Here is a 24869-nt window from a genome sequence, read left to right as displayed (position 1 = left end):
CAGCGGATTCATGGAGGGCGGCCACCGGGCGCGGGTGCGGCTGTCGCGCCCCGATGCCTGCCGGCGAACCTGCGGGGGTGCGGGCCGCTCAGGCATACTGCGGCGTTTCAGGTCGACCGGCGCGCCGTGCGCGATGGCGAATCCCGCCGGGCAGCGGCCAATGAGAAGTTCCTGTGATCGGAAAGGTTTGACGAGAGAAATGGAAAATCAGGACCTGGGTGGGCTTCCTTGCAGTTCGACAGTTTTTCGTACCCAGTATGGCGAAAAGGTCGGGGACTATTTTTTCGCGGCCCTCAGAAAGCACAAATTCACCGAAGAGGGCGTGAAGCGCTGGTATGCGCCGCATCTGGCGAGCCGTCCGCAAGACGGGCGCGGCTTTGGCGCGCTCAATGTCGGGGAGGGTGTCGCGCTGCACGAGCAGGTGCCGATTCCGCCGAATCGCGCGCTGCTGGTCGCCCACGCGTATGAAACGATGGCGGTGCGCACGCACATCCCGACGCCGGGGCTGTATTTCGTCATGGGGTCGTTCGTTCCCGCGCTTTTCGAGGGCGGCTACGTCGTGTCGGTCTGCGCGAACGGCTCGCGACTCTGGGACAGCGAAGTGGCGGGCGCGGACAGCGCGTGCCGGTACGCAGCGTTCGTGCGATTCGACTCGGCCGGCTTCGTCGATTTCGCGATCAACGCCGAGAAGGCGCAACAGAGCGTCCCGTGCCGCGCCTTCGTGCTGCACGCGATCGTTCTGTGCGACGCGGCAACGGGCCGGCTGCAACTCCGATGCGACGACCGCATGTCGGGGCTGGACGCGCGCGAAATCGTCGAGCAGCATGCGGCGACGCCGTTTCAGCCGCTCGCGGTGGCGGCACCGGCACGCAGCATCGACGAGCGGACCGCGCTGTTCGAGAAAGAGTGGACATTGCCGATCGAATATGTCGGATCGCAGTATCAGCGCTCCCCGCGGGAGCTGGTGGAACTCGTGATGAAAAACGAGGGCGCCGCTGCGTCGAAGTACTGCATCTTCATGGTGCCGCGCTCCGGGTCGACGCTGCTCACCGAACTGCTCGCCAGTACCCGCCAGCTTGGCTTCCCGGGCGAGTCCTTCGTTCCGGACGTGCTGCGCACCTTTGCGCTCGCCTTCTCCGATCTGTCGGAGCGCTACGAGGATTTTCTCGTATCCCGGCTGCGCTCGGAAAACGGGGTGTTCGGGATCGAGATCGAGTCGGAGCGCTTCGCCGAGGAGCCGGATTTCTTTTCCGATGTCGAACACTGGCGTCACGTCTATATCTGGCGCAAGGACGTGCTTGCCCAGGCGATCTCCTATCAGATTTCGATCGAAACCGGCGTGTGGCACAACTTTTCCGGCTCGCCGCAAGACGAGGCCTTTCTGTACATTCCCCGGCATACGATCATCGACAAGGTCAACTTCATGCTGCGGGTCGAGCGCTACTTCGAAACACTGTTCGAGTCCCGGCACATTTCGCCTTACCGGATCGCCTACGAGGACCTGGTCGCGGATCCGATCGGGCATGCCCGCCACATCGCGCGGCACGTCGGTGTCGACGACGACGGCCTGCGCTTTGTCAATCAAGGCCGGATCGTGCTGCAGCCCACGGCGAAGACGCGCAACTCGTACTACCGGTCGCTCGCGATCGCGGGCGAAGGGCAGTTGTGGGGCTACGACATCCACGAAGTGGACGGCCAGTACGCGGCGGTGCTGCACGGCGTCGACCTGTCGCTGCTCGACATGAAGGCCGAGCGGGCGCCGGTGCTGTTCGTGTCGCAGGACAGGACAGCGTTGTGCGCTCGGGTGGGCCGCTTCGTCATGCAGCATCTGGCCGCGCTGCAGCCGGTCGCGGACGGCACCTGAGCATCGCGGCGCCGCACGGCGCGTGGCAGAGCGTCGGGCGGCAGACCGGTTCGAGTAAAATCACGGATCTGGCCGATCGGGCACCCTGACGAATCATCGATGAAGGTTACACGCGCAACGTCCCCTGAACCCCAAGGCCTGTCGGTATCCATCGTCGTCTATCGGCCCGACACGGCCTTGCTGGGGAGAACGGTGGCCACGTTGGGCGCCGCCTGCGACGCATGGCGGCGCGCGCAGCCCGACGAACCGGTCGAGGTGTGTCTCGTCGATAACGGCGGTCTCGGCGATGCCCGCGCGCTCATCGACTCGCTCGCGGCACATGGCGTCGCATGCCGGGTCATTGCCGGGCAGGGCAACGTCGGCTACGGGCGCGGCCACAATCTCGCGATCGCCGGGGCGTCGAGCCGCTTTCATCTGATCCTGAACCCGGATGTCGACCTGCACGCGCAGTCGCTCGTCGCGGCGCGCGCGTTCTTCGACGCGCATCCGGAAGTCGGCCTGCTGGCGCCGTGCGTCGCGGACGACGCGGGCGGCGTCCAGTACCTGTGCCGCCGCTATCCGACGCTGCTCGATCTGTTCGTGCGCGGCTTCCTGCCGGCCGGGCTGCGCGCCCGCTTCGACGCGCGCCTCGCACACTACGAGATGCGCGACCAGGTCAACGAGCGGGACGTGGTCTGGAATCCGCCGATCGTCAGCGGATGCTTCATGCTGTTTCGCACCGACGTGCTCGGCAAGCTCGGCGGTTTCGATGCGCGCTACTTCCTCTATTTCGAAGATTACGATCTGAGTCTGCGCACCGCCCGCGTTTCCCGGATTGCGTATGTGCCGGCGGTACGCGTCGTACACCACGGCGGTGGGGCTTCGCGCAAGGGCTTCGCGCACGTGCGCATGTTCGTCGCGTCCGCGTTCCGGTTCTTCAACCGCTTCGGCTGGAGGCTCTGGTGAGCCACATCGTCGTGACGGGGGCGAATGGTTTCGTGGGCCGTGTGCTGTGCCGGCGTGCGCTGGCCGGGGGGCATACGGTCACTGCACTCGTGCGCCATGCGGGCGCCTGCTTGCCCGGCGTGCGGGAGTGGGTGCATGCATCGGCCGATTTCGCGGATATCGCGGCCGCCTGGCCGGCGGACCTTCATGCGGACAGCGTCATTCATCTCGCGGCACGGGTGCACGTGATGCGCGACGAGGCGCCGGATCCGCAGGCCGCATTCGATGCGACGAACGTCGCGGGGACCGTGCGCATCGCCGAGGCGGCGCACGCGCGCGGCGTGCGCCGCTTCGTGTTCGCGAGCAGCGTCAAGGCGGTGGCCGAGGGCGACGGCGGCGCGCCGCTGGCCGAATCCGCCGAGCCGCGGCCGGAAGACCCGTATGGCGTATCGAAACTGCGCGCGGAACGCGCGCTCGCGGGCCTCGCCGATGCGTCCGGGCTCGACGTGGTGGTGGTGCGCCCGCCGCTCGTCTACGGTCCCGAGGTGCGCGCGAACTTCCTGCAGATGATGCACGCGATCTGGCGCGGCTTGCCGCTCCCGCTGGGCGCGATCAAGGCGCGGCGCAGCGTTGTCTACGTCGACAATCTCGCCGATGCGCTGCTGCGCTGCGCGACGGATCCGCGCGCCGCACACGGCGTTTTTCACGTGGCCGACGACGACGCGCCGTCGGTTTCGCTGCTGCTGCGCCACGTCGGACGCGCGCTGGAGCGGCCGGCACGCCTGTTCCCGGTGCCGCTTGCCGCGCTGCGGGCGGTGGCGGCGCTCGCCGGACGCCGGGCGCAGATCGACCGGCTGACCGGCAGCCTGCAACTCGATACCGGCAAGCTCAAGCGCACCCTCGAATGGCGGCCGCCCTTCAGTACCGAGGAAGGGCTGCGCGCGACCGCCGTCTGGTATCGGTCACGTCATTCCAGGAACTAGTCCTCATGCCATTCGAGATCCCATCCTGGCTGGGGGGGCTGGCGGTCGCGCTGGTTGCCGCGCTGTTATCGACGTCGATCCTGCGGGTGCTGCTCGCCACCGGGCTCGCATGGCGCCTCGCGACAGACGTGCCCAATCACCGTTCGATGCACAGCCGTCCGACCCCGCGGGTGGGCGGCTGGGGCATCGTGCCGGTGTGCGCGGCGGCGTTCCTCGGGCTCGCGCCGAGCCTGTGGCTCGTCGCGCTCGCCGCGCTCGCGCTGGCGGCCATTTCGCAGATCGACGACCGTCGCGGTCTGCCCGCGCGCGTGCGCTTTGCGGCCCATTTTGCGGCGGTCGTCCTGCTGCTGGCCGTGTATCCGGCGGCTCAGCCCTGGTGGCTCGTCACCGGCGTCGGCTTTCTGATGCTGTGGCTCATCAACCTCTACAATTTCATGGACGGCGCCGATGGCCTCGCGGGCGGAATGGCGCTATTCGGCTTCGGGGCCTATGCGATCGCCGCGCTGGCGGGTTCGCATCCGCTGCTGCCGCTGGCGCTCGCCTGTGCGGCGGTCGCCGGTGCGGCTTTCGGATTCCTGCTGCTCAACTTTCACCCGGCAAAGCTGTTTCTGGGCGACGCGGGCTCGATTCCGCTGGGTTTTCTCGCGGGAGCCCTGGGCTACTGGGGCTGGCGTGGCGGTGTCTGGCCGCTCTGGTTCCCCGCGATCGTTTTTGCCCCTTTTATTGCGGATGCATCTGTAACATTATTGAGACGTCTGTTACGCGGGGAGAAATTCTGGCAGGCGCATCGCGAGCATTACTATCAGCGAATGGTGCGACTGGGCGGCGGTCACGCACGCACCGCCGCATGCTGGTACGGGGTGATGCTGGCGGGCGCGGCGCTTGCGGTGTGGACCCTCGGCCGCCCCACTCCCCAGCAGTGGCTGATTTCCGCCGCCTGGTACGGCGTGCTGGCGTGTCTCGGCGCGATCGTCGACGTGCGCTGGCGCCGCGCTCAAGCCGTGGACGGACAATAATTTCGAGGTTTGCCGGTTATGTGGCCATCCAAGGCGTCGTGGTTGTCGTTCAGCGCTTTTCTCTTCGACCTGCTGGCCGCCGCGTCCGCGTGGCTGATCGCCTACGTGGTCCGCTTCAACGGCGAGGTGCCCGCGATCTTCTTCAAGGGCGCCTGCATGGCGCTCGTCTGGGTGTTGCCCATCTATGGGCTGATGTTCCGGGTGTTCGGCCTGTATCGCGGCCTGTGGGTGTTCGCGAGCCTGCCCGATCTCGTGCGTATCGCGAAGGCGGTGGTGGCAGGGGGGCTGATGGCCATGATCGGCGCGGTCATGTTCCAGCCTCTGCCGGTCGTGCCCCGCTCGGTCCTGCTGGTTTCGCCGATGCTGCTGTTCCTCGCGATGGGCGGCGCCCGCGCGCTCTACCGGGCGAGCAAGGAGTTCTATCTGTACGGCGGTCTCGTCGCGCAGGGCAAGCCGGTGCTGGTGCTCGGCGCGGGCGGCGCCGGCGCGAGCCTCGCGCGCGAGCTGTCGCGCTCGGCGGAGTGGCGTCTCGTCGGCCTGCTCGACGACGACGCGGCGAAGCAGGGCCGCGAGATCTACGGGCACAAGGTGCTCGGGCCGATCAGCGAGCTCGCGCGCTGGACCCAGGCGCTCAAGGCCGAGCACGCGATCATCGCGATTCCGTCGGCGCCGCTCGAAACGCAGCGGCGGCTCGCCACGCTGTGCGTGCGCGTCGGCGTGAAGGCGATGGTCGTCCCGTCGCTTACCGCGCTGATGCCCGGCCAGGGCTTCCTGTCGCAGATCCGCCAGATCGATCTCGAAGATCTGCTGGGCCGCGACGCCGTGAAGATCGATACGCCGCACGTCGAGGCGCTGCTGCGCGACCGCGTCGTGATGGTGACCGGCGCCGGCGGCTCGATCGGCTCCGAGCTGTGCCGCCAGATCCTGAAGTTCAGGCCCGCGCAGCTCGTCGCCTTCGATCTGTCCGAGTACGCGATTTACCGGCTCTCCGAAGAGGCCCGCGAGCGCTTTCCCGATCATGTGCTGATTCCGATCATCGGCGACGCGAAGGATTCGCTGCTGCTCGACCAGGTGATGTCGCGCTACGCGCCGCACATCGTGTTTCATGCGGCCGCCTACAAGCACGTGCCGCTGATGGAAGAGCTCAACACGTGGCAGGCGCTGCGCAACAACGTGCTCGGCACGTATCGCGTCGCGCGCGCGGCGATCCGTCACGACGTGCGCCATTTCGTGCTGATCTCCACCGACAAGGCCGTCAATCCGACCAACGTGATGGGCGCGAGCAAGCGGCTTGCCGAGATGGCCTGCCAGGCGCTGCAGCAGACCAGCACGCGCACGCAGTTCGAGACGGTGCGCTTTGGCAACGTGCTCGGCAGCGCGGGCAGCGTGATTCCGAAGTTCCAGCAGCAGATCGCGAAGGGCGGCCCGGTCACCGTCACGCACCCGGAGATCACGCGTTTTTTCATGACGATTCCGGAAGCCGCGCAACTCGTGCTGCAGGCATCGAGCATGGGGCAGGGCGGCGAGATCTTCATTCTCGACATGGGCGAGTCCGTCAGGATCGTCGATCTCGCGCGCGATCTGATCCGTCTTTATGGCTTCACCGAGGATCAGATCCGCATCGAATTCACCGGGCTGCGGCCGGGCGAGAAGCTGTACGAAGAGCTGCTCGCGGACGACGAGACGACCACGCGCACGCCGCATCCGAAGCTGCGCATCGCGCAGGCGCGCGAGGTGCCGGACAACCTGCTCGACGAACTGCTGCCGTGGCTGATGCAGCATCGCGTGCTGCCCGACGACGAAGTGCGGCGCGACCTGCGCCGCTGGGTGCCCGAGTACGAGCCGACCCAGGCGACCCCGCTGCAGGGTGTGCCGGGCGGGGCCGCGGTGCGCGCGTCGCTCTGAGACGTATTGGCTGGTCGACGTCACGCGATGGTCCGGCGCTGCGTGTGATCGTATTACCGGGGGCTTGATCTCAAAGGCGACGGCAAGCCCGGGATGAAAGCCATCTGGCCTTGATCCCAGAAGGCTCACGTTTCCGCGAGCACATGGCTGGCGCGTTGTGTGCCGGCATAAAGCCGGCACACTGTTATAGCTCAAGCGTCAAAGGTCTTGCCTGGGTGGTTTGCGCACGCAAAGCGGAATTTTCTTCCTGATATACGGTTCGAGTGACGACCACTTTACCAGGCCGAGGCTTTCCTTGATGGAATCCAGGTGGTAATGCAGTTGCCAGCACCTATCTGGATCGGCCGCAGTGACAGAGTCGAGGGCTGCATGCAAACCGGCGAGGATATCGGGTTCTGGCTTGTGAGATTGTTTGTTCAATTTGAGTTCCTGAAATGGTGGAAACGTGTTCATTCATGTGGTTCTGCCTTAACCAGGGCAGGTCGTCATGCAGCCCTTGTCGATTTCACGCGCACGCGAGCGGGTGCAGACCCTGACTCCGCGCGCCATTCCTCTTCGGAGATAGCCGTTAATCCCAGTGCTTCAGCGACGCTCCGCAGCTCGCCTGCTGCCTCAAGCAGTTCACGCTGTACGATCACCTTATGAGCCAGAGCGTGGACGACCCGCTCGGGTGCTCCGTCGAGGCGAGCGGCAATCAACTCCGTTTCGAAATTGACGACGCGGTTCAAGACGGAGGCGACCGGGATCTTATGGTGGAGCATTTTTCCAAAGGCAAATGATTGGCGAAACCTGGCCTCGGGGGATACGATGATTTGCGCCTCGTGCGCCCCCTTGAGAAAAATCGGGTGCGAGTCCTCGATCGCTGAGTGCTCAGGGGCGCCGACAAAGAGTGCGTGGATGCTTGACGAATCAATCCCGGCTACGCGAAGCATGTCCAGCGTATCGGAGGCAAACTGCTGCGATGAAGCGTCAGTAGATGCCGATACGATGAATTTCCTGAGTTCGGTAAGGATGGGGCGTCGTGTGCGAATGAACCTGGCGACGCGGTCTCTCTGTTCTGCCGCCACGTCAAAGATTCCACCCCGCCTGGACGTCATCATGCCGCAGTAGAGATCCTGGAGATCATCTTCCTGACCCGTATCCTGTTCGCCCAGGTGACGGGCCGTGCCCGAATCCTTGGGTCCGCCATCCCTGGATCCGATCGGGATGAGGATTCCCCCGGTGTTCGCGTGAAGAATTTGTGCTTCGACCGCTTCGGCGGCATCGGTCGAACTTTGAAATACCGCGGCAATTTGAGGCGTCATGTGTGTTCTCCAATAAGCGTGTGTCAGAGGGATGTCGTTTGGGCAGTGCGCATTACATCGGAATTGAACCTTCAGATCCCGATGCCTCCCTGGCTTGCGCTTCGCGTTTGGCTCGTCGCTTTCTGCTTCGGGACCGCTGTGATGAATCGAGGTGCGTGTAGGTTCGTTTCCGAAACGATTCCCACCGGCGGTTCTCGACAGGGCGGCGTACCCGCGGAATGACGATCGAACGCAGAACCTTGGCGTTGTGTCCGGCGTGCAGGCAAATGAGGAGAACCGCACTCAGCGCGATCAACGCGTCATCGACATGGATGTCCAGAGAATCGAGGTGGTGCGCGTAAGCGCGTAGAGAATTTTCCTCAATCGTACGAATGTTAAAAGGGACCGCGCCCGCGACCGAGAGAAAACTCTCGAATCGACTCCAGAGCGGAAGCAATGTGCGACACGCGCCGTCACTGTCCTTGTATTTACCAAGAATCGCGCGTGCTTCCAGAGTAAGTTTGGAATCCTTCATAATTAGTTTCCTTTGAAAATTTATGAATTTTCTGTGAGTGTCCTGCTGGTACCGCGTCAGGGGGCGAGAGGAAAATTCGGTCCGTCGCTACATGCGGCGCATCCACGAATCTTGATGGTACTAACGCCGAATACATCCAGAGCACGAGTCTCGTCCAATGGGGTCGATGCTTGCGACGTCTTCCGTAGTTGAGCCTGGGCTGGTGTCGCAACCGTTTCTCCAGGGGAAGTGTCTGCGTTCTTGCTTTTTCCTCCGGTAGCCGGCACAATGTCGGCGGGCAGCTTCATTGTTGATGGAAAACGATGTCGGATCTGCCAGCAATACACAGCCAGCGTCATGGCTACCCTTCCTGGCCCGTGCCCCATGCGGGCGCTTAGTGCGATCAGGACATCGAGCGGGGGCACACCCTTGTCCAGTTCGGCGTTCGCGTAGTCGACCGCATACGAGTACCGTAGCGAGTGGCTCGACAGTGCGTCGCGCATGGGTAGAGTGTCAAAGAAGCTCTTGAGGCGGGACTTTGCACTTTTCAGGTCGTTGTGACAGCCGGAGACGAGTTCAAAATTACGACTGCGACAGAAATCCAGGGCGGCTTCGATCGCTGCGAGGGTTTCGGAAACGTGATTTTCCAGAACCTCGGTTTCGCGAGGTCGCTGGTTTTTCGTACCGACTTTAACTTCGAGAAGTCGCCCGCCTTGTACGATCGAATTACGCCAGTTTTCCAGCGATGTTCCGCAGCGAAGCGCTTCGCGCCGCCGCAAGCCAAGCCACCGCATCAGGGAGAGAACATGTGCGACGCCTTCATCGCGTTGCCTTGCCACGGACACCAGTTCGAGGAACTCTGCGGGAGTACGTGCGCGATGCTTGCCTGAGCGGTTGCGCCTCTCGAGTTGGAGGTGCCGGCTACTGGTCGTTCTGCCTATGTCCTGCCCGGCCATCCGCTGGATGACGGAGATCGACGACCGGTAATTGGCCAGGTTTCCGGCACTCGTTGCGCCTGCAACCATAAACCAGATGAAAAATTCCGGCATCCAGTCCGCCACTTCGTCGACGGCACCCAGCGTATGTCCCGCACGGGCCATGATTCGGGAAAATTCAGCCCAATGGAGTCGCCGATGTTTGATTGAGTCTTTTCCGCCTTGCGCGGCGCGGCTCATCTGCGCCGCATGGTGGATGCCCTCGGACCGTCTGCTCATGTTGCTCTCCTTTCGCACTGAAACGCGCCAGCACAACCCCTTTGTGTGCGCGCTAGCACAAAGGAACGCCCACGACGCACCGGTTGACCGATGCGTTTTTTGCGATCGCGCGCCATTGGGCGCGCGCCGGGTCGGGCGAGGGCATGGCGCCGACCGTCGGAGATGTTGGTTGCTGGTTCAGTGCGCAGAAGGGCGTTTAACTGGAGGTCCTCCGGTCAGCCGGAAGGAGGGTCTGCGTGCTTTGAGAGTTGAAGCCCGTGAGCCCGGGCGACCATCGCGTGCCCCGGATGCGGGATAAACGGACGGGCGTCAGGCAGGACGTGCATTGCTGCACGTGGGGCGTCGACAGCCGCGCAAATGCGGGCGTTGTGTGAGCGTCCCAAGCCCGGATGGCCCGGCGACGCGGGGAGATTTCAGAGGGGCGATTGAGCGCGCAAGAATCTGCGCGACGCAGACCTGATAGTCGACCTGACCGACATTTCGAGAAACGGACGGAAATCGTCCATTCAACAGGCAGTACGCACCGCAAGGTGCCTGCCGTTTCACATTTACGTTTTCTCTTGGGTCCGATGGACCACTTGCCTCCAGCGAGGCTGATGAAACCTGATCAGCTCAAGGCCTGTTCAGTGCACTCACGCGATTTCGCGAGACCACAGAAGAAACAGGTGCCTGAGACACGGCTGCCGGTGTGCCTCGGTGAGGCCAACGGCACGATTGTCCGCGTTTCCAGAATTCAAACCGAACCGACGGCGCCTGTCAAGAAGAATTTTGCCTGCGTCGTGAGGCCCGTTAGCGCGGCCCGAGATGGGGCGTGGCGGCTGGGGTATACGGACGGGCGAGGCGAGCAACTGGTGACTGCGTCATCCTGTCTGGTGCAGCAGCCCGGAGTTCCTGAGCGACGATCGCCAGGGAGCTTGTACTGCTGGCGCCGGGAGGGGGGCCAGAAAGCTCTGCCCTGATGTCGGTGAAGGGTTCTTCTCACACTGTCCTCACTGTTGTGAGCGAGCAAAGCCGATGGTGATGGCTGGCGATCCCGATGGCGCACGAGCCTGCTGTTGATCGCGGAAGCACGGGGAGTACCCGTGGCCGGCGCCGCGTAGCGGCGACGAAATGCGTCGCGATGGTGTGCTTTCAGCCGCTATCGATAGCGATTCGAGGGGGGGCGCCGCGCAACCTGAGGTACAGGAATGGAGAACGCTCGCTCTGAACCGCATGCGAGACGTTGCCCTTCCTGTTTCGCGACTTACACAAGGCGTTTGCCTGCGTGAGGATTGCGCTGCCGCGCCTGACGCTATCGGTGACGTGCGCCGGAGCCCCGGTAACACGTCTGGCATCAGACCGCATGCCTGTCGCGGCCGGCAGGACTGCGAGGGTTTTTCTGCGGCCGCACGTCTGCCAAGTCGCGGATCACCCGAATCCGTTTGCCTGTGTGCTGATCGTGCGTCCTTCGGCGCGTCGGGTCCGCTCACCGGAGCTCCCTTTCCGGCAGGTTGGCTTGCTATGGCAATTTTGTGGGAGAGACTGGTCGGGCAGGCTTCTTCATGGGCGGAGAGGCCCTGAACCTGTAATCGGGAGATCGTCATGCAGACTGATAAGGTGTACATACTCATTTTTTCCGGCACGGATTCCGGGCAGACGTCGGATGCCTGCGCGCAATCCCGGTGCGCGCTGGAGCCGTGCAGCAGCGACCTGTGTCATGCCCGCTCTTGCCTCGCCGACGGGCTCCAGCCGGATGAGCGAACACATGCGGGCGGCGGCATCGCGCGCCAACCCCAGGTCCATCACGTCACGGAAACGACGCTTGGGGCGCACGTAAGATCACGGCTGAGAACGATGGCGGGCGACAATTTTGCAATGTCCCGCTACACCATTGAGGCCGTGGCGCGCTTCATGGAAGCCACGCCCATCGAGGATGCGGAGGCGGTATTGAGGCAAATCCTTGATGCCGCATTACGCCGGCACTTGGGTGGGGGTGCTATTACAGTGACGATGGACGACGTACGTTGCGTGCTGCACGCGGATTCTCTGTCGTGCGGGTGACCACGCCGTCAGGTTCGTCTCCGGAAACTGCGGGTAGACGTCTGGCGGGTCACGGCTTGAATCGAAATCGCCCGGAACCCTTCGCTACGGACGGCTTGCTGCGCCAGGTATTCCACGAACCTGCGCAGGACTGCGAGCCGCATCCATGCGCTGCTGCAGGTTGCTGCGGGCATGCCGCAAGCCGGGACGCCGCGCCAGCACAGGGTATGGGGCTGCGGCCCCGGTAGTGGGTATGAAATTGAGGTGGGACCGGGGACCCGATATCAGGAACGGAACTACGATGACATTGATCATGCGCAAGACGAAATCCATGAAGCCGGCGCCGGCGCGGTATGCCGCGCGCGTAAAGACGGTGCGGGATGCATCGGGCAGTTTCGACGTTTGCATCGACGGGCACCTGCGATTCCACCTTGAGTGCGACCACCAGTGGCCATCGCAATGGCGACTTTTTCCCGTGACAGACGGGAAGCGGCTGAGCCACCACGTGGCCCTGGAAAACGAGTACTGGGATATCGTGCACCAGCTCGAGCGCGGCGAATACTGGATGCCTGCTGAAGCGATCGAGAGCGCGCCAGCGCCGAAATCGCACAATGTCAGCTACATCCGTTTTCCGGAGTATCTTTGCGACCGGAATTGAGGTTGTTGGGAACAAAATCGTAGACAGGGCAAAGCGCCGTACCTGCGAGAGCCTTGACCGAGACAATTTTTGCGGGCCACCCCTGCACCCTCATACGGGCTGTCGGCGTATCGTTCCATCCTTGGCCTTGGAAGGCGGGTGTAACCTGTCAGTGCCAGTATCGCTTTCCCTGTCCTTCACGTCTCCATGAGAACTCATATGCGGCGTGTCGGGATTCATATTTCGTTTTCTGGCAACGCGTCACAATTTGTCGCAGGTCCAGGCAATACGCGCGAGCACATGAGATATCGATAGCCGGGTTTGTCCGTTGGCCTGATCCTGCGTTGCAGAAGGCTACGATCACGCGCTCGTGCCGCTTCAGGGATTCCCGTAACGCGGGGGGGCTGTGACGGCATGGCCAGACGGCAAGGCGGCCACAGCTTTGACGTACTACTGGTCAACGCATCATCGTGGGGTAGACAGCGTCAAGCAGCACGGCCGCGCATCCCCCGGCTCTCCTGATACAGGGCTTTGACCAGTCATGGTCCATCGGGGAGCCTTGTCTTGCCTGCGCCCGGCAGGACTGTGGCTTGGCATCAGCGCGACGATAGCGGCATCTGCTATTCGATTTGCCTCCGGATCCACGCGGGCCGGCGGGGGGCGGTAGTCCAGCCGCAGGCCCAGGATCGGAGCAGTCACGTCCTCGATCAGACCGACACTCGTACACACGACTGCGTCCGTGGTCATGACGGACTCACGATGCGCCCGCAGACCAGCCTTTGCCAGGCAGGTTGCAAAGCCTTCGGATGGGTTGCATTCACAAAACCTCATGAGAACCTGGTCCTGTTTCCGCAGCGTTCTGCGGCAATTGATCGGACCGGGGCATGCCGGTCCGCGGACTCATGAGGTCAGGATGCAATTCACGACGACACAGAAGCGCTTTGTCAGCCGCAAGTCCAGGCTTTTCGTTGAAGGCGCCCGCGCCTGGATTCCCCTGAAGGAAAAGCTTACGCCCGCCCCCGCGATGGGAGCGTCGACTACCGGGACTCAACCTCCCGCAGCGGCTGTGGCCGAAACCGCTCCGCGGGAGACGCCTGTTATCGCAGAGCGGTCTGCGCTACCGGAGACCGCGCGCTTTTCACCGGCACGTCATCCCGTCGAGCGTCACGCTGGACCGGCGGGGCGGACCGTCGACGCGGGGCCGCATGACTGTAGCGAGCTCCTCGTTTCTGCGCGTCGCTCGTTCAGGAACATCGCGGGCATGGCTGACACCAAACGTCGCCTGCTGGGTGTCGGCCAGGATATCCTCGCTGGGGGCAGTTCGCGCAACGGGATCCTGCTTTTCGGGGAGCCTGGCAATGGCAAGACACTCTTCGCCGAGGCGCTTGCTGGCGAGCTTCGCGTGCCGTTTCTGTCGGTGGCTTTCGGTGACATGGCCTCGAAGTGGATCAACGAGACGCCAGGCAAACTCACGGGGCTGTTCCGGACCGCACGCCGGTGCGCACCATGCGTTCTGTTCATTGACGAGGTCGATTCGTTTCTGAAGCCCCGGGACGGCGCTGGCATGACGCATGCCATGGACCGCGATATGGTCAATACGCTGCTCAAGGAGATCGTTGGCCTGCGCGATGCACGGGTTGTGCTGGTGGCGGCCACCAACTATGTGGATCAGCTCGATCGCGCGGCGATCCGGCCGGGGCGCTTCGATTTCCACATCGAGGTACCGTGTCCGGACCTTGAGTCGCGCCGCAGCCTCGTCTGGGGCAGCATGGCAAGCGCTTTCGATCGGGAGATGATTGATGCCAGGGTCGTTGATGTTCTCGCGCGGCGCTGGGAGGGTTTCAGCGCCGCCCGCCTTGCCGCCCTTGGTCCCCAACTACAGGAGATGCGGCGCGACGGTGAGATTGACGGACCGGTGAGCGCAGATCTTGCGATGCGGGCCATGCGTCTGGTACAGGGACAGCGCAGCACGTTGCCGGAAAATGTACCCGCCCTCGAATCCGTAGTCATGCCAGTGCCATCACGCGGGGTACTGGAGAACCTCGCGGGACGCCTGCGCAATGCCTACGACCTCATACGTCTGGGCGGCACGTTACCGCGAGGCATCCTTTTCTATGGGCCACCGGGAACCGGCAAGACGATCGCAGCGATGGCGCTTGCCAGGCACACGGGCTGGCAGTTCCTCGCAACCACAGGAACTGATCTGATTGCGCGCGCCGATACGTGGGACAAGCTGGTGTGCAACGCACGGGACCAGCGGCCGGCGATCGTATTTATTGACGAAGCGGATACCGTCCTGACCGATCGGCGCCAGTCACACGTTTCGGCGGTGACAAACCGGGTTCTCGCAACGATTGACGGTGCACACGGCCGTGTCCCGGACATTATTTACATCGCAGCGACCAACTACCCGGACATCCTGGATCCCGCAGTGTTGCGTGGTGGGCGGTTCGCCCTGCGTGTGAAGTTCGATCTGCCGGATGCCGGGGACCTGCTCGCATATGTCGAGAGTGCTCTGGAATCAAAATGTGGCGCCGCCGGGATCGACTGGTGCCATGGCGCGGCGGTGGAGGCCGCCAGACTGCTGGCGGGGCGCCCGATTGCCGACGCCCAGGCGCTGGTTGAAGAGGCGCTGAGCGTCAGCGTAATGCGCTTTCTTGACGGATATGATGACGTGCCGAGGTTGCTTGACACGGAAGTGCGTACTGCAGCCCACCGGCTTGGATTTGATACCGTCGCGCCCGGCTGAATCCGGACGCACCGGAGTGTGCCAGGCAGCGACCGTGCGCAAGCACGGTCGTGCATACACATCGGGCATATGTCCAGGTCAGGTCTGACGGTGTGTCGCTCTGCTACCGATGTCTCGCGGCGGCCTGTCACACCGACCGGAGGGAGTACCCGATGCCCGACAGCGGAGCTGGGGCCGCCCTCGCAGATCTGCATCTGTTCTCGCGGCCTGCATGCCTGGGGATCTGTACTGCCCGACCGGGCGACAGGGTGCAGATTCCTGCACGCGGACATCCAGTCCTCAACGGGGGCAACATGCGCGGGAAGTGTACGCCGCGATTCCTCACTACCTTATTCCGGAGCTAACTTGTCCGTTCGATCTGTGAAGTTTGCCCGCTGGTGCAGGCGATGGCGTCAGAGGCTGCCTGAATCATCACCTGATCTGCGGGTGCGCGTGCTTGCAGTGACTGCCTGCACTGCTATCGTGATGGCGGCATTGGGGACGTCGCTGGAGGTTCTCTGGCGTGCGTCAAACACGCAGACCGCACTGGATGGACTTTTCGCAGAATGGTCCGACGAGGCACTCGTCATGCTGGGCAGCGGCTTGCTGTTTGCTGCAGCTGGTGCCATTTATCTCGTTCGCAGGATCATCAAATAAGCCGCGCGGCGCGGTGATCAGGCTTCGTGACCCACACATGGTGTCCGCTGCGAGCGCGCGCCGGATATCAGTCGGGGTAACAGGCCCCACGCAGCAGGGGACGAGGAGCCGGCCTGCCGAAACGGCCCGTGCCGCTGCTGGTGGGGGAGGCGCCCGATACGCCGCGTGCAGGCATTTCTGTGGTGCGCGGCGCGCCCGCTTACCGGCGGCGCCGGCGCACCACCAGCCAGCGCGGCGACCTGAAGCGCACGATACTCACGTAAAGCCACACGTAGGTGGCTGCAAACACCATCACGAAGCAGAACAGGTGCAGCGTGTGCCGCCAGAACAGCGTGGCCGGAATGACCGCGATCAGGCACAGCAGCCACAGATACGGCGAGGTCAGCGAGTTGCGCCGCGTCAGTTCGCGCGCGGTGCGCACCCCCACGGCCCAGCGCATCAACCGCTTGTACACGAGCATGTGCAGATGCACGCCGTCCGGAATGCCGGGCGACATCCCGCGCACGAACTTCTTGCGGTAGATCGAGAAGCATGTCTCGAAGATCGGGTACATGAACAGCAGCACCGGATACCACGCGGACACCTCGCGGTTGCGCATCACCAGCAGGATCGCCAGCTCGCCGAGCATGAAGCCGATGAAGTAGGCGCCGCCGTCGCCGAGAAAGATCAGCCCGGCCGGGAAGTTCCAGATGAAGAAGCCGATGACCGCGCCCATCATGATCAGCGAGGCCGACAGCACGACCGGGTCGGACACCTCGAACGCGACGTACGCGAGCGACGCGAACATCATGAACGCGACCATCGACGCGAGGCCGTTGAATCCGTCGATGATGTTGACCGCGTTCGCGAGCGCGGCCACCGCGAGCACCGTCACGACGCACGACACGGCGGCCCAGGACAGCAGGAAATCGAGCGGCGGCACGCTGATGCGCGTCACCGCGATGTGCATGAAGAAGTACGCGAGCGCGGCGGCGGCCATCGTGCAGATCAGCCGCGCGCGCGGCGACACGCGCTTGGTCAGGTCCTCGGCGAGGCCCGAGCCGAACGCGGGCACGCCGCACGCGGCGAGGCCGAGAATCCCGTCCGCCACGACGGGATACGTGCGGTAGAGTTCCAGCGCCGCCGCGACGAGCCCGATCAGGATGCCGACGCCGCCGATGCGCGGCACCGGCCGCACATGGAATTTCTGCACACCGGACAGATCCGTGTCGGTGAAGTACTGTTCGTGCAGATGCGCGTAGCGCACGATCAGCAGCGTGACCAGCAGCGAAACGAGAAACCCGATAGCAAAGCTGAGCATGAATTCGAGCCTGAGCGAAGAGCCCGAATTATACAAATGAAACCCGTCGGCCCCGCAAACGCGCCGGCGGCGCGGGCCGTGCCGTCGCGGCTGAAAACCGGCGCGGGCTCGTTCATACTGCTGTTTTTGGCGGAACCCGAATCATGTCGAACCGATTTCTCGCGGCTTTCATCCTGGTGGCGGCGGCGCGCAGCGCGTGGGCGGGCGGCTACGCGCAGCCGGTCGTGCTGGCCGGCGTCACGCAGATGGCCGACACCGCGCTCCTGCGCTTCAATCCCGCGCCGGCCAATACCGGCACGCTGGTCGTGACCGGCGATCACACGCAGACACCGCCCCAGACCTATCGCTTCTCGTACAGCCTCGCGCCGAAGTCCGCCGGCGCGACCGATCAGACGGTGAACCTCGCGTTCGGCGACAAGCAGACGCTGACGCTCCAGTGCGACATGTTGTCAAACGACTGCCACTCGACCGACTACCTGACCGAGGGCGACACGTCGTTTTCGATCGCCTGGCACAAGCTGCCGCGCTAGGCGCCGGCCTGCACCCGGCCGGTGCACGACCGCCCGGACGCGCTCCCACATAGTGCGTCCGCTTTCCCGCAAAGCCTTGCCTGTCATGGATTCCCCCTATCCAGCGGCGCCCGCGCGCCGCCGATAACCCGGTAGCGGCGCGGTGCGCTCCGGACGGTCCCGGCGCGTGAGCCGTCCGCCAAGGACGTTACGGAGACACAATGTTAAACAACTTCACCATTCGCGGCGGGTTGACGCTGGTCATCGGCGTATTCGTCGTCTTTCTGCTGACCGTGATCGGCATCGGCTATGGTGCGCAAAAGCTCGCGAGCGACGGCCTGCAGCAGGTGCAGCACAACGCCGCCGCGCTGACCCGGCTCGATGCGAGTTCGGCCAAACTGCTCCAGGTGCGCCTCGCGCTCGGCACGTACGAGACCCTCTTCAGCGTCGGCAAGCAGACCGATGGCCTGTTGCCGGCCGCGCACAAGGTGCTGGTCGAGTCGAACGACGCGTTCCACGACTACATGGCCGGTCCTTTCGCAACCGCCGACGAACAGCGTCTCGCGCAAAGCGTGGCGAGCGCGCGGGCCGCACTCGTCGGCCAGGCGATCGAGCCCGAGTTCAAGGCATTGAACGACGACGACTTCAACACGTTCCGCAACCTCCAGGGCGAAACCGCGAACACGCTGTACACGACGTACGCGAAAGCGATCGACGCGCTGCAGCAGTTGCAGATTGCCAACCAGCAGCGCGAGGCCGATACGGCCGCGATGCGTTTTCGCATGTCGACGCTCGTGTTCGGCGTGATCGCGGTGGTCGCGGTCGTGATCGGCGTCCTCGCGCGCATCGGGCTGTCGGCCGCGGTGATCAAGCCGGTCAGCCAGACCATCCGACACTTCGAACAGATCGCCGCGGGGGACCTGTCGATTGCGGTGCGCACGCGCTCGCGCAACGAGATGGGGCAACTGCTCGGCGCGCTCACGCGGATGCGCGACGGCCTCGTCGATACGGTGTCGAAGGTGCGCGCGAGCACCGGCGCGATCACGCACGGCGCCAATGAGATTTCCGCGGGCAACGCGGACCTGTCGCGCCGCACCGAGCAGCAGGCGGCGGCGCTCGAAGAAACCGCGGCCAGCATGGAAGAGCTGTCCGCGACGGTCAAGCAGAATGCCGATAACGCGCAGCAGGCGAACCGCCTCGCGCATGGCGCGCTCGAAACGGTGACGCGCGGCGGCCATGTCGTGAGCCGCGTCACCGAAACGATGGACGGGATCACCGCGTCCTCGCGCAAGGTGACCGAGATCATCGGGATGATCGAGAGCATCGCATTCCAGACCAACATCCTCGCGCTGAACGCCGCGGTCGAGGCGGCGCGCGCGGGCGAGCAGGGCCGCGGCTTCGCGGTGGTCGCCTCGGAGGTGCGCAGCCTCGCGCAGCGGGCGGGTTCCGCGGCGAAGGAGATCAAGGAGCTGATCGGCGAGTCGACCGCGAAGGTCGACGAAGGCGCGTCGCTCGTCGCCGAGGCCGGCAAGACGATGAACGAAGCGCTGGATTCGGTCGGACGCGTGAGCGGCATCATGGGCGAAATCGAAGCCGCGGCGCTCGAACAGAGCGACGGCATCGCCCAGGTCAACAAGGCGATCGCGCAGATCGACGAGGTGACGCAACACAACGCGGCGCTGGTCGAGCAGGCCGCCGCCGCGGCGAAGTCGCTCGAAGAGCAGGCCGCTGCGCTGCAGGCGGCGGTGGCGGTGTTCCGTCTCGAGAGCGAAGCGCAGCACGCGGCGGCGAACCGCGCCCGCACCGGCGCGAGCAGCGGCCGGGATGCCGCCGCCCAGTGGACGGCGCGCGACGGGTCGCTGCAGGCGGCCTAGCGGGGTGAGCGGCCGGGCGGCGTCGTGGTGTTAGCGGCGTAGTGGCGTAGCCGCATAGCCGCGTAGCCGCATAGCGAGACGGGACGAAGCGAAGCCGAAGCCGAAGCCGAAGCCGAAGCCGAAAGCGAAGCCGAAGCCGAAGCCGAAGCCGAAGAAGCCGAAGCCGAAGCCGAAGCGGCGCTCAGTCCGCGCCGCGCGTCTGCACGCCGGCGCTCGCCGGGGCGAAGCGGAAGGTCCCGCGGCCGGCGCCCTTCGCCTCGTAGAGCGCGGCGTCGGCGCGCCGGATCAGCGTCTCGAACGTATCGTCGCGCTCCGCGAAGGCAATGCCGGCGCTCGCGCCGATCTTCGCGGCCGCCCCGGTCGGCAGCGCATACGGCTCCGACAGTTGCGCGATCGCGCGCGTCGCGAGCGCGGCCACGCCAGGCTGCTCGACGTGTTCGATGACGAACGCGAACTCGTCGCCGCCGAGCCGCGCAACCCATTCGTTGTCGCGCAGCGTGCGGCGCAGGCGCTCGGCGACCATCCCCAGCACGAGATCGCCCGCGTGATGGCCGAGCGCGTCGTTGACCTGCTTGAAGCCGTCGAGATCGAGGTACATCACCGCGAGCGGCGGCGGGTGCCCGCTCGCGCGGTGCGCAAGCGACCATTCGAGCTGGTCGTACAGATAGCGGCGGTTCGGCAGGCCGGTCAGCGGATCGTGGCGCGCCCAGTGCAGGATCTTCGCCTCCGATTCGCGGCGCCGCGTCACGTCCTCGATGATGATCACCGAGCTGCCGTCCGGCACCGGATTGCGCGTCATTTCGAGCTGCCGTCCGTCGTCCAGCTCCAGGTCGAGCGGGCCGTGATTGTCCGCGAGCCACGTCGTGCAGCGCTCGATCAGTTCCGCGCGGAACGTTTCGCCGAACCGCGCAAGCCCGACCTGGCCGATGAACTCGGGCAACGGCACGTTCAGCTTCAGCATCTCGATGGTCGAGCCGAACAGTTCGGCGGAGCGGCGGTTGGCGATCACCACCTTGCCGGATTCGTCGATCGTGCACAGGCCGTGCGGCATATGCGCGAGCGCCGCGTCGAAGCGGGCGGCCAGCTCGGCGTGCTTCTGCTCGGCCGTCATCAGCGCGACCAGCACCTTGTAATGGCGCCGCACGACCGAGGTCATCGCGATCAGGTAGAGGAGCAGCGGAGGCACGAGAATCCACATGCCGTGGATCGGCGTGAGCAGCGCGCCGACCCCGATCGGCAGTGCGCCGAGCGTGATCTGGAGGATCGCGAGCCGCGGCAGCGCCGCGTTGCGCGATGCGATCCCGCCGAGGATCCCGGCCGTCACCATCACCGCGAGCGACGCCAGTTCCGCGTCGCCGGCCACCACGCACGCCATCGAACCCATGCCCAGCGCGAGGCACGCGAGCAGCGAGACCGGCGCATACCGGCGCGCCCAGCGGCCCGGATGGACCCGCTCCGCGCGGTTGCGCGCGAGGTACGCCCACGCAATGCCGAGGCGCGCCGCCAGCAGCACGATTTCCGCGCCGAGCCAGAGCGCCGCCCAGCCGCGATGCGTGCGCGACAGCGCGACCAGCGCGACGAACCCGCTTGCGACGCCGGACATCACGAGCGGACGCAAATTGTCAAATAGCGTCGATAGCAGCGACGAGCGGATCGAGACGGTGACCGGACTCGCACCCGACGCTGGCGTGACGAGGATCGAGTCGAGGAGAGACGTCTTGCCTGACATGGTTGGGCCGTGCGTGAAAGGGGGAAAACGCAGCGTCTGCGTGATGGCGATTTTCCGGCGGATGGCGAAGCGCGTGCGGCGCGCACGGAGCGGTACAAATGCCTACTTTAACCGCGAATTACCGTTGGCAAACACAATCCCGACGAATTATGACTTTATCGCAACGCGCACATGCCGGCGGGGCGCGTCGAGCGAATGCATCGGGCATGCGGCGCGTGGTTTCGGTGAAACACGTGCAGGCGCGCCGGAAAATTCGCAATCCGTGAAATCCGGCGCATCGCACGTGTTTCGCAGCGCTCACGGTGTCCGTGCCGGGCGTGAAAGCGCGCATTGGGCGGCAGACGCGATTCATCGCGAGCAATCGTTTGCGTGTATTCGTCAATGCCCGATCGGCAGCCAAATGTCCATCTCGTACCTTTTCTTCGGGCCGCTTATTGATCGTTCCGGTTAAGCAAAACACGGCACATTGCGCATTCTTAAGCGTGTTTCGACCGTTCGCGTTTCCTTCTCTTACCGAGTTTTCTCTCGGGTCATTCATTTCGTGCAGGTACTTCGTGCGAGCAAGAATGGCGATGCCGCATGACCGTGCATGAACCATTACGCGGTTGCCTTTCTTCCGGTCATGACGGGGTTTCCCTTTCTGTCCACTCTTGCACAAAGGTACATCGATGAATCTTCAATCGCACCCTGGATGCCGCCCGTTTGTCGAAGCGGGCGAGATGAGCCAACTGTCGGCTTATTACGAAGAAGGACGCAACACGATGTGGATGATGCTGCGTTCCGCGCCGCGGCCGTGCTTTAACCAGCAGCTCGTCACGGACATCATCCACCTCGCGCGCGTGGCGCGCGACTCCGGCCTGCCGTTCGACTTCTGGGTCACCGGCTCGCTGGTGCCGGAGATCTTCAACGTCGGCGGCGATCTCGACTTCTTCGTCGACGTGATCCGCAACGGGCATCGCGACCGGCTGATGGCCTATGCGCGCTCATGCATCGACGGCGTGTACGAGATCTATTCGGGCTTCGGCACGGGCGCCATTTCGATCGCGATGGTCGAGGGCAGCGCCCTCGGCGGCGGCTTCGAGGCCGCGCTCGCGCATCACTACGTGATTGCGCAAAGCGATGCGCGGCTCGGCTTTCCGGAGATCGCATTCAACCTGTTCCCGGGCATGGGCGGCTACTCGCTGGTGGCCCGCAAGGCGAACATGCGGCTCGCGGAAAACCTGATCGGCAGCGGCGAGCCGCATGCGGGCGAGTGGTATGCGGAGCGCGGTCTGGTGGACAAGACCTTCGAGGCGGGCGATGCGTATCTTGCGACGCGCACGTTCATCGACGTGATCCGGCCGAAGCTCAACGGCACGCGTGCGATGCTGCGCGCGCGTCAGCGCGTGCTGCCTTTATCGCGCGCGGAGCTGATGGACATCACCGAAGACTGGGTGAGGTCGGCGTTCATGCTCGAGGAAAAGGACATTGCGTACATGGAGCGTCTCGTGATGCTGCAGAACCGCCGCATGTCGAAGCTGCGCTCGGTGCCGTGAGCGCGCGCAGCCGCCTGAGCAAGCCGTGACAGAAAGTTCAGGCGATCAGCCTGAACTTTCTTTTCTCGTGCATCCAGGCTTCGAAGGTCTGGGCGTCCATCGGACGCGAATAATAGTAGCCCTGCACATAGTCGACGCCGACTTGCTGGATGAAGTCCGCTTCGCCCGCCGTCTCGACGCCCTCGGCCACCACCGCAAAGCCCAGCGCCCGCGCGAGCCCCACCACCGAGCGCACGAGCGCCTGCGTTTTCGGGTTCTGGTCGATGCCCGCGACGAAGCTGCGATCGAGCTTGATCACGTCGATCGGCAGGCGCGCCAGCTGCGACAGCGACGAATAGCCGGTGCCGAAGTCGTCGAGATGGATGCGCGCGCCGAGATCGCGGAACTGCTTCATCAGGCTCGCGACGAGCTCGTCGTTTTCCGCGAAGCAGCTTTCGGTCAGTTCGATATCGAGCAGGCCGGGGCGCAGCGCGGCGCCGTCGAGCACCTTCGCAAACTGGCTGGCGAGGTTCGCATCGCGCAACTGCCGTGCCGATACGTTGATCGCAATGCGCGTTTCGATGCCCTGCGCTTTCCAGCGGGCCGCCTCGGCCGCCGCCGCGCGCATGACCCAGCGGCCGAGCGGACCGATCAGCCCCGAGTCTTCCGCGAAGCGGATGAACTCGGTCGGGAAAACCAGCCCGCGGTCGGGCGACTGCCAGCGGATCAGCGCCTCGACGTTGTGCACGTGGCCGGTCTTCAGATCGATGACCGGCTGATAGTGGAGCACGAACTGGCTTTCTTCGAGCGCCTTGCGCAGGTTGGTATCGAGCCACATGAACTGCGCGACTTTCTGGTTCATTTCCGGCGCGAACATGCGATACGTGTGGCGGCCGGCTTCCTTCGCCGCGTACATCGCGGTGTCGGCGTTGCGCACCAGGTCTTCGAGCGTGTCGCCATGTTGCGGGTACAGCGCGATGCCGATCGAGCAGCCCGTGTAGATTTCGACGATGTCGATCTGCGCCGGCGTGCGCAGCCGTTCGAGAATCAGCTGTGCGACGGCTTCGAGCAGCGCCGGCGTGCAGCGCTCCAGCAGCACGAGGAACTCGTCGCCGCCGAGGCGCGCGAGCGTCGCGCCATCGGGCAGGCACCCGCCGATGAGGCCCGAGACCTTCTGCAACAGCCGGTCGCCGGTGATGTGGCCGTAGTGATCGTTGACGCGCTTGAAGTTGTCGAGATCGAGGAACAGGATGCCGACCTGCGTGTGCGGATCGGCGCGGCTCGCGTCGAGCGCGGCCCGGATCTTCTCGTTGATCGCGTGGCGGTTCGGCAGGCCGCTCAGCATGTCGGTATTGGCCAGTTCCGCGAGGCGCAGTTGCGCGGTGCGTTCGTCGGTGATGTCGATGCCCGAGCAGATGACGAACTGCTCGTCGACGCCGCTGCCGCTATGCACGAACTTGTTGCGGAACTGGAACAGGCGCGGGCCGTTGACCGTATTGATGTAGCGCTCGACCGCATACGGCGTGCTGCTGGAGAAAAACCGCGTGATGTTGCTGCGCGACTGCTCGCCCTGCTCGTCGCTCATGAACAGCTCGAACGCGCTCTTGCCGATCACGTCGACTTCGCGCATGCCGGTCACTTCTTCGCACAGGCGATTGAAGCGCTGCACGATGCCATGGCGGTCGAGGATCACGACGAGCGAGTTGACTTCGGAGACGACCTGTTCGGCGAACGCGAGCCCGTGTGCGAGATCGCGCGCGACCGACAGCGTGTCGCTGTAGGCCGAGGCGGTGCCGGCCCAGTCCGTCATGTTGAGCTTCTTGCCGACGAGGTGCAGCTGCAGCGAATGCCCGTACAGCGCGATGTCCAGCACGAGGTGAGCGGTCACGCCGGTGAGCGCGCGCACCTGCGCGGCCTGCTGCGCATCGAGCTCGACGCTGAGGTTGGTCAGCCCGCGCACGGCCGCGAGTTCGAGCGCGTTGCTGTCGCTGCCCAGGCGCCAGCAGGGGCTGGCCGTGCCGAAAAGCGTGTCTAGTACGGTGCGGTCATCTTCATCTTGCATGGACGGACTCCAGCCAAGAACGGTGTGGCTTCGGGACGAGCCCGGACCACGCTGCCAGGATACCCGCCCTCAGGCACCTGAACCGGTGCCGGTCCGTGCCTGCTTCCGGCACGGTTCGCTATCGCTAATGTATTGGC

20 protein-coding genes are annotated in these 24869 nt (G+C 64.5%); 13 read left to right on the top strand and 7 right to left on the bottom strand.

The features are described 5' to 3' along the window. Positions 1-322: 322 nt before the first annotated feature. The 5 genes from AC3AP7_RS12510 (at position 323) to AC3AP7_RS12490 (ending at position 6692) form a co-directional block, all read left to right on the top strand. Entirely contained in the window at positions 323-1864 is a 1542-nt protein-coding gene (locus AC3AP7_RS12510; RefSeq protein ID WP_475762559.1) for a Stf0 family sulfotransferase, read from the top strand. Positions 1865-1963: 99 nt separating this feature from the next. Then, on the top strand, positions 1964-2809 hold the full coding sequence (locus tag AC3AP7_RS12505; RefSeq protein WP_475762560.1) for a glycosyltransferase family 2 protein: 846 nt from the start codon (positions 1964-1966) through the stop codon (positions 2807-2809). Continuing rightward, positions 2806-3771 carry a UDP-glucose 4-epimerase family protein gene (locus tag AC3AP7_RS12500; protein WP_475762562.1) on the top strand — a complete coding sequence of 322 codons (966 nt, stop codon included), beginning with the start codon at positions 2806-2808 and terminating at the stop codon, positions 3769-3771. The genes AC3AP7_RS12505 and AC3AP7_RS12500 overlap by 4 nt, the downstream gene beginning before the upstream one ends. A 5-nt stretch (positions 3772-3776) precedes the next feature. After that, entirely contained in the window at positions 3777-4787 is a 1011-nt protein-coding gene (locus AC3AP7_RS12495) for an MraY family glycosyltransferase (RefSeq protein ID WP_475767943.1), read from the top strand. A gap of 18 nt (positions 4788-4805) precedes the next feature. Continuing rightward, complete coding sequence (locus AC3AP7_RS12490) at positions 4806-6692, top strand: polysaccharide biosynthesis protein (protein ID WP_475762564.1); 1887 nt, start codon at positions 4806-4808, stop codon at positions 6690-6692. 198 nt (positions 6693-6890) lie between these two features. On the opposite strand, the gene AC3AP7_RS12485 is transcribed toward AC3AP7_RS12490, so the two are convergent. From AC3AP7_RS12485 to AC3AP7_RS12470, 4 genes are read right to left on the bottom strand one after another with little or no spacing between them, the layout of a single operon-like run. Continuing rightward, positions 6891-7145, bottom strand: a complete 255-nt coding sequence (locus tag AC3AP7_RS12485) for a hypothetical protein (protein WP_475762566.1) — start codon at positions 7143-7145, stop codon at positions 6891-6893. 32 nt (positions 7146-7177) lie between these two features. Then, on the bottom strand, positions 7178-7996 hold the full coding sequence (locus tag AC3AP7_RS12480; RefSeq protein ID WP_475762568.1) for a hypothetical protein: 819 nt from the start codon (positions 7994-7996) through the stop codon (positions 7178-7180). Between the two features lie 52 nt (positions 7997-8048). Continuing rightward, positions 8049-8510 carry a hypothetical protein gene (locus AC3AP7_RS12475; protein ID WP_475762570.1) on the bottom strand — a complete coding sequence of 154 codons (462 nt, stop codon included), beginning with the start codon at positions 8508-8510 and terminating at the stop codon, positions 8049-8051. Positions 8511-8566: 56 nt separating this feature from the next. After that, entirely contained in the window at positions 8567-9703 is a 1137-nt protein-coding gene (locus tag AC3AP7_RS12470; protein ID WP_475762572.1) for an integrase domain-containing protein, read from the bottom strand. A 1581-nt stretch (positions 9704-11284) separates the two neighbouring features. On the opposite strand from AC3AP7_RS12470, the gene AC3AP7_RS12465 reads away from it, so the two are divergent. The 4 genes from AC3AP7_RS12465 (at position 11285) to AC3AP7_RS12450 (ending at position 15744) form a co-directional block, all read left to right on the top strand. Next, entirely contained in the window at positions 11285-11743 is a 459-nt protein-coding gene (locus AC3AP7_RS12465; RefSeq protein ID WP_475762574.1) for a hypothetical protein, read from the top strand. Positions 11744-12023: 280 nt separating this feature from the next. Then, the gene (locus AC3AP7_RS12460) at positions 12024-12380 is read left to right on the top strand and encodes a hypothetical protein (protein ID WP_475762576.1); all 357 of its coding nucleotides are present in this window, start codon (positions 12024-12026) and stop codon (positions 12378-12380) included. A gap of 1240 nt (positions 12381-13620) precedes the next feature. Beyond that, a complete protein-coding gene (locus tag AC3AP7_RS12455; protein WP_475762578.1) occupies positions 13621-15108 on the top strand; it encodes an AAA family ATPase in 1488 nt (495 codons plus the stop codon). Between the two features lie 345 nt (positions 15109-15453). Continuing rightward, complete coding sequence (locus AC3AP7_RS12450; RefSeq protein WP_475762580.1) at positions 15454-15744, top strand: hypothetical protein; 291 nt, start codon at positions 15454-15456, stop codon at positions 15742-15744. Between the two features lie 199 nt (positions 15745-15943). On the opposite strand, the gene AC3AP7_RS12445 is transcribed toward AC3AP7_RS12450, so the two are convergent. After that, positions 15944-17044 (bottom strand): MraY family glycosyltransferase, encoded by a 1101-nt coding sequence (locus AC3AP7_RS12445; RefSeq protein WP_475762582.1) that lies wholly within the window; start codon positions 17042-17044, stop codon positions 15944-15946. A gap of 143 nt (positions 17045-17187) precedes the next feature. Here AC3AP7_RS12445 and AC3AP7_RS12440 point away from each other — a divergent pair, with 143 nt between their 5' ends. Further along, the gene (locus tag AC3AP7_RS12440; RefSeq protein ID WP_475762584.1) at positions 17188-17574 is read left to right on the top strand and encodes a hypothetical protein; all 387 of its coding nucleotides are present in this window, start codon (positions 17188-17190) and stop codon (positions 17572-17574) included. 200 nt (positions 17575-17774) lie between these two features. Then, entirely contained in the window at positions 17775-19427 is a 1653-nt protein-coding gene (locus tag AC3AP7_RS12435) for a methyl-accepting chemotaxis protein (protein WP_475762586.1), read from the top strand. Between the two features lie 181 nt (positions 19428-19608). On the opposite strand, the gene AC3AP7_RS12430 is transcribed toward AC3AP7_RS12435, so the two are convergent. After that, complete coding sequence (locus tag AC3AP7_RS12430; RefSeq protein ID WP_475762588.1) at positions 19609-21156, bottom strand: diguanylate cyclase domain-containing protein; 1548 nt, start codon at positions 21154-21156, stop codon at positions 19609-19611. Here AC3AP7_RS12430 and AC3AP7_RS12425 point away from each other — a divergent pair. Next, positions 21146-21607, top strand: a complete 462-nt coding sequence (locus tag AC3AP7_RS12425) for a hypothetical protein (protein WP_475762590.1) — start codon at positions 21146-21148, stop codon at positions 21605-21607. The two genes, AC3AP7_RS12430 and AC3AP7_RS12425, sit on opposite strands and share 11 nt — an antisense overlap. Before the next feature lie 217 nt (positions 21608-21824). Further along, positions 21825-22691 carry a crotonase/enoyl-CoA hydratase family protein gene (locus tag AC3AP7_RS12420; RefSeq protein ID WP_475762592.1) on the top strand — a complete coding sequence of 289 codons (867 nt, stop codon included), beginning with the start codon at positions 21825-21827 and terminating at the stop codon, positions 22689-22691. Between the two features lie 37 nt (positions 22692-22728). On the opposite strand, the gene pdeR is transcribed toward AC3AP7_RS12420, so the two are convergent. Continuing rightward, positions 22729-24732 (bottom strand): cyclic di-GMP phosphodiesterase, encoded by a 2004-nt coding sequence (gene pdeR / locus AC3AP7_RS12415; protein ID WP_475762594.1) that lies wholly within the window; start codon positions 24730-24732, stop codon positions 22729-22731. Between the last annotated feature and the right edge of the window lie 137 nt (positions 24733-24869).

The organism is Paraburkholderia sp. PAMB 6770 (assembly GCF_057748135.1).
Note: the sequence above shows the minus strand (reverse complement) of the source record. Positions and strands in the feature narration are given on the sequence as shown.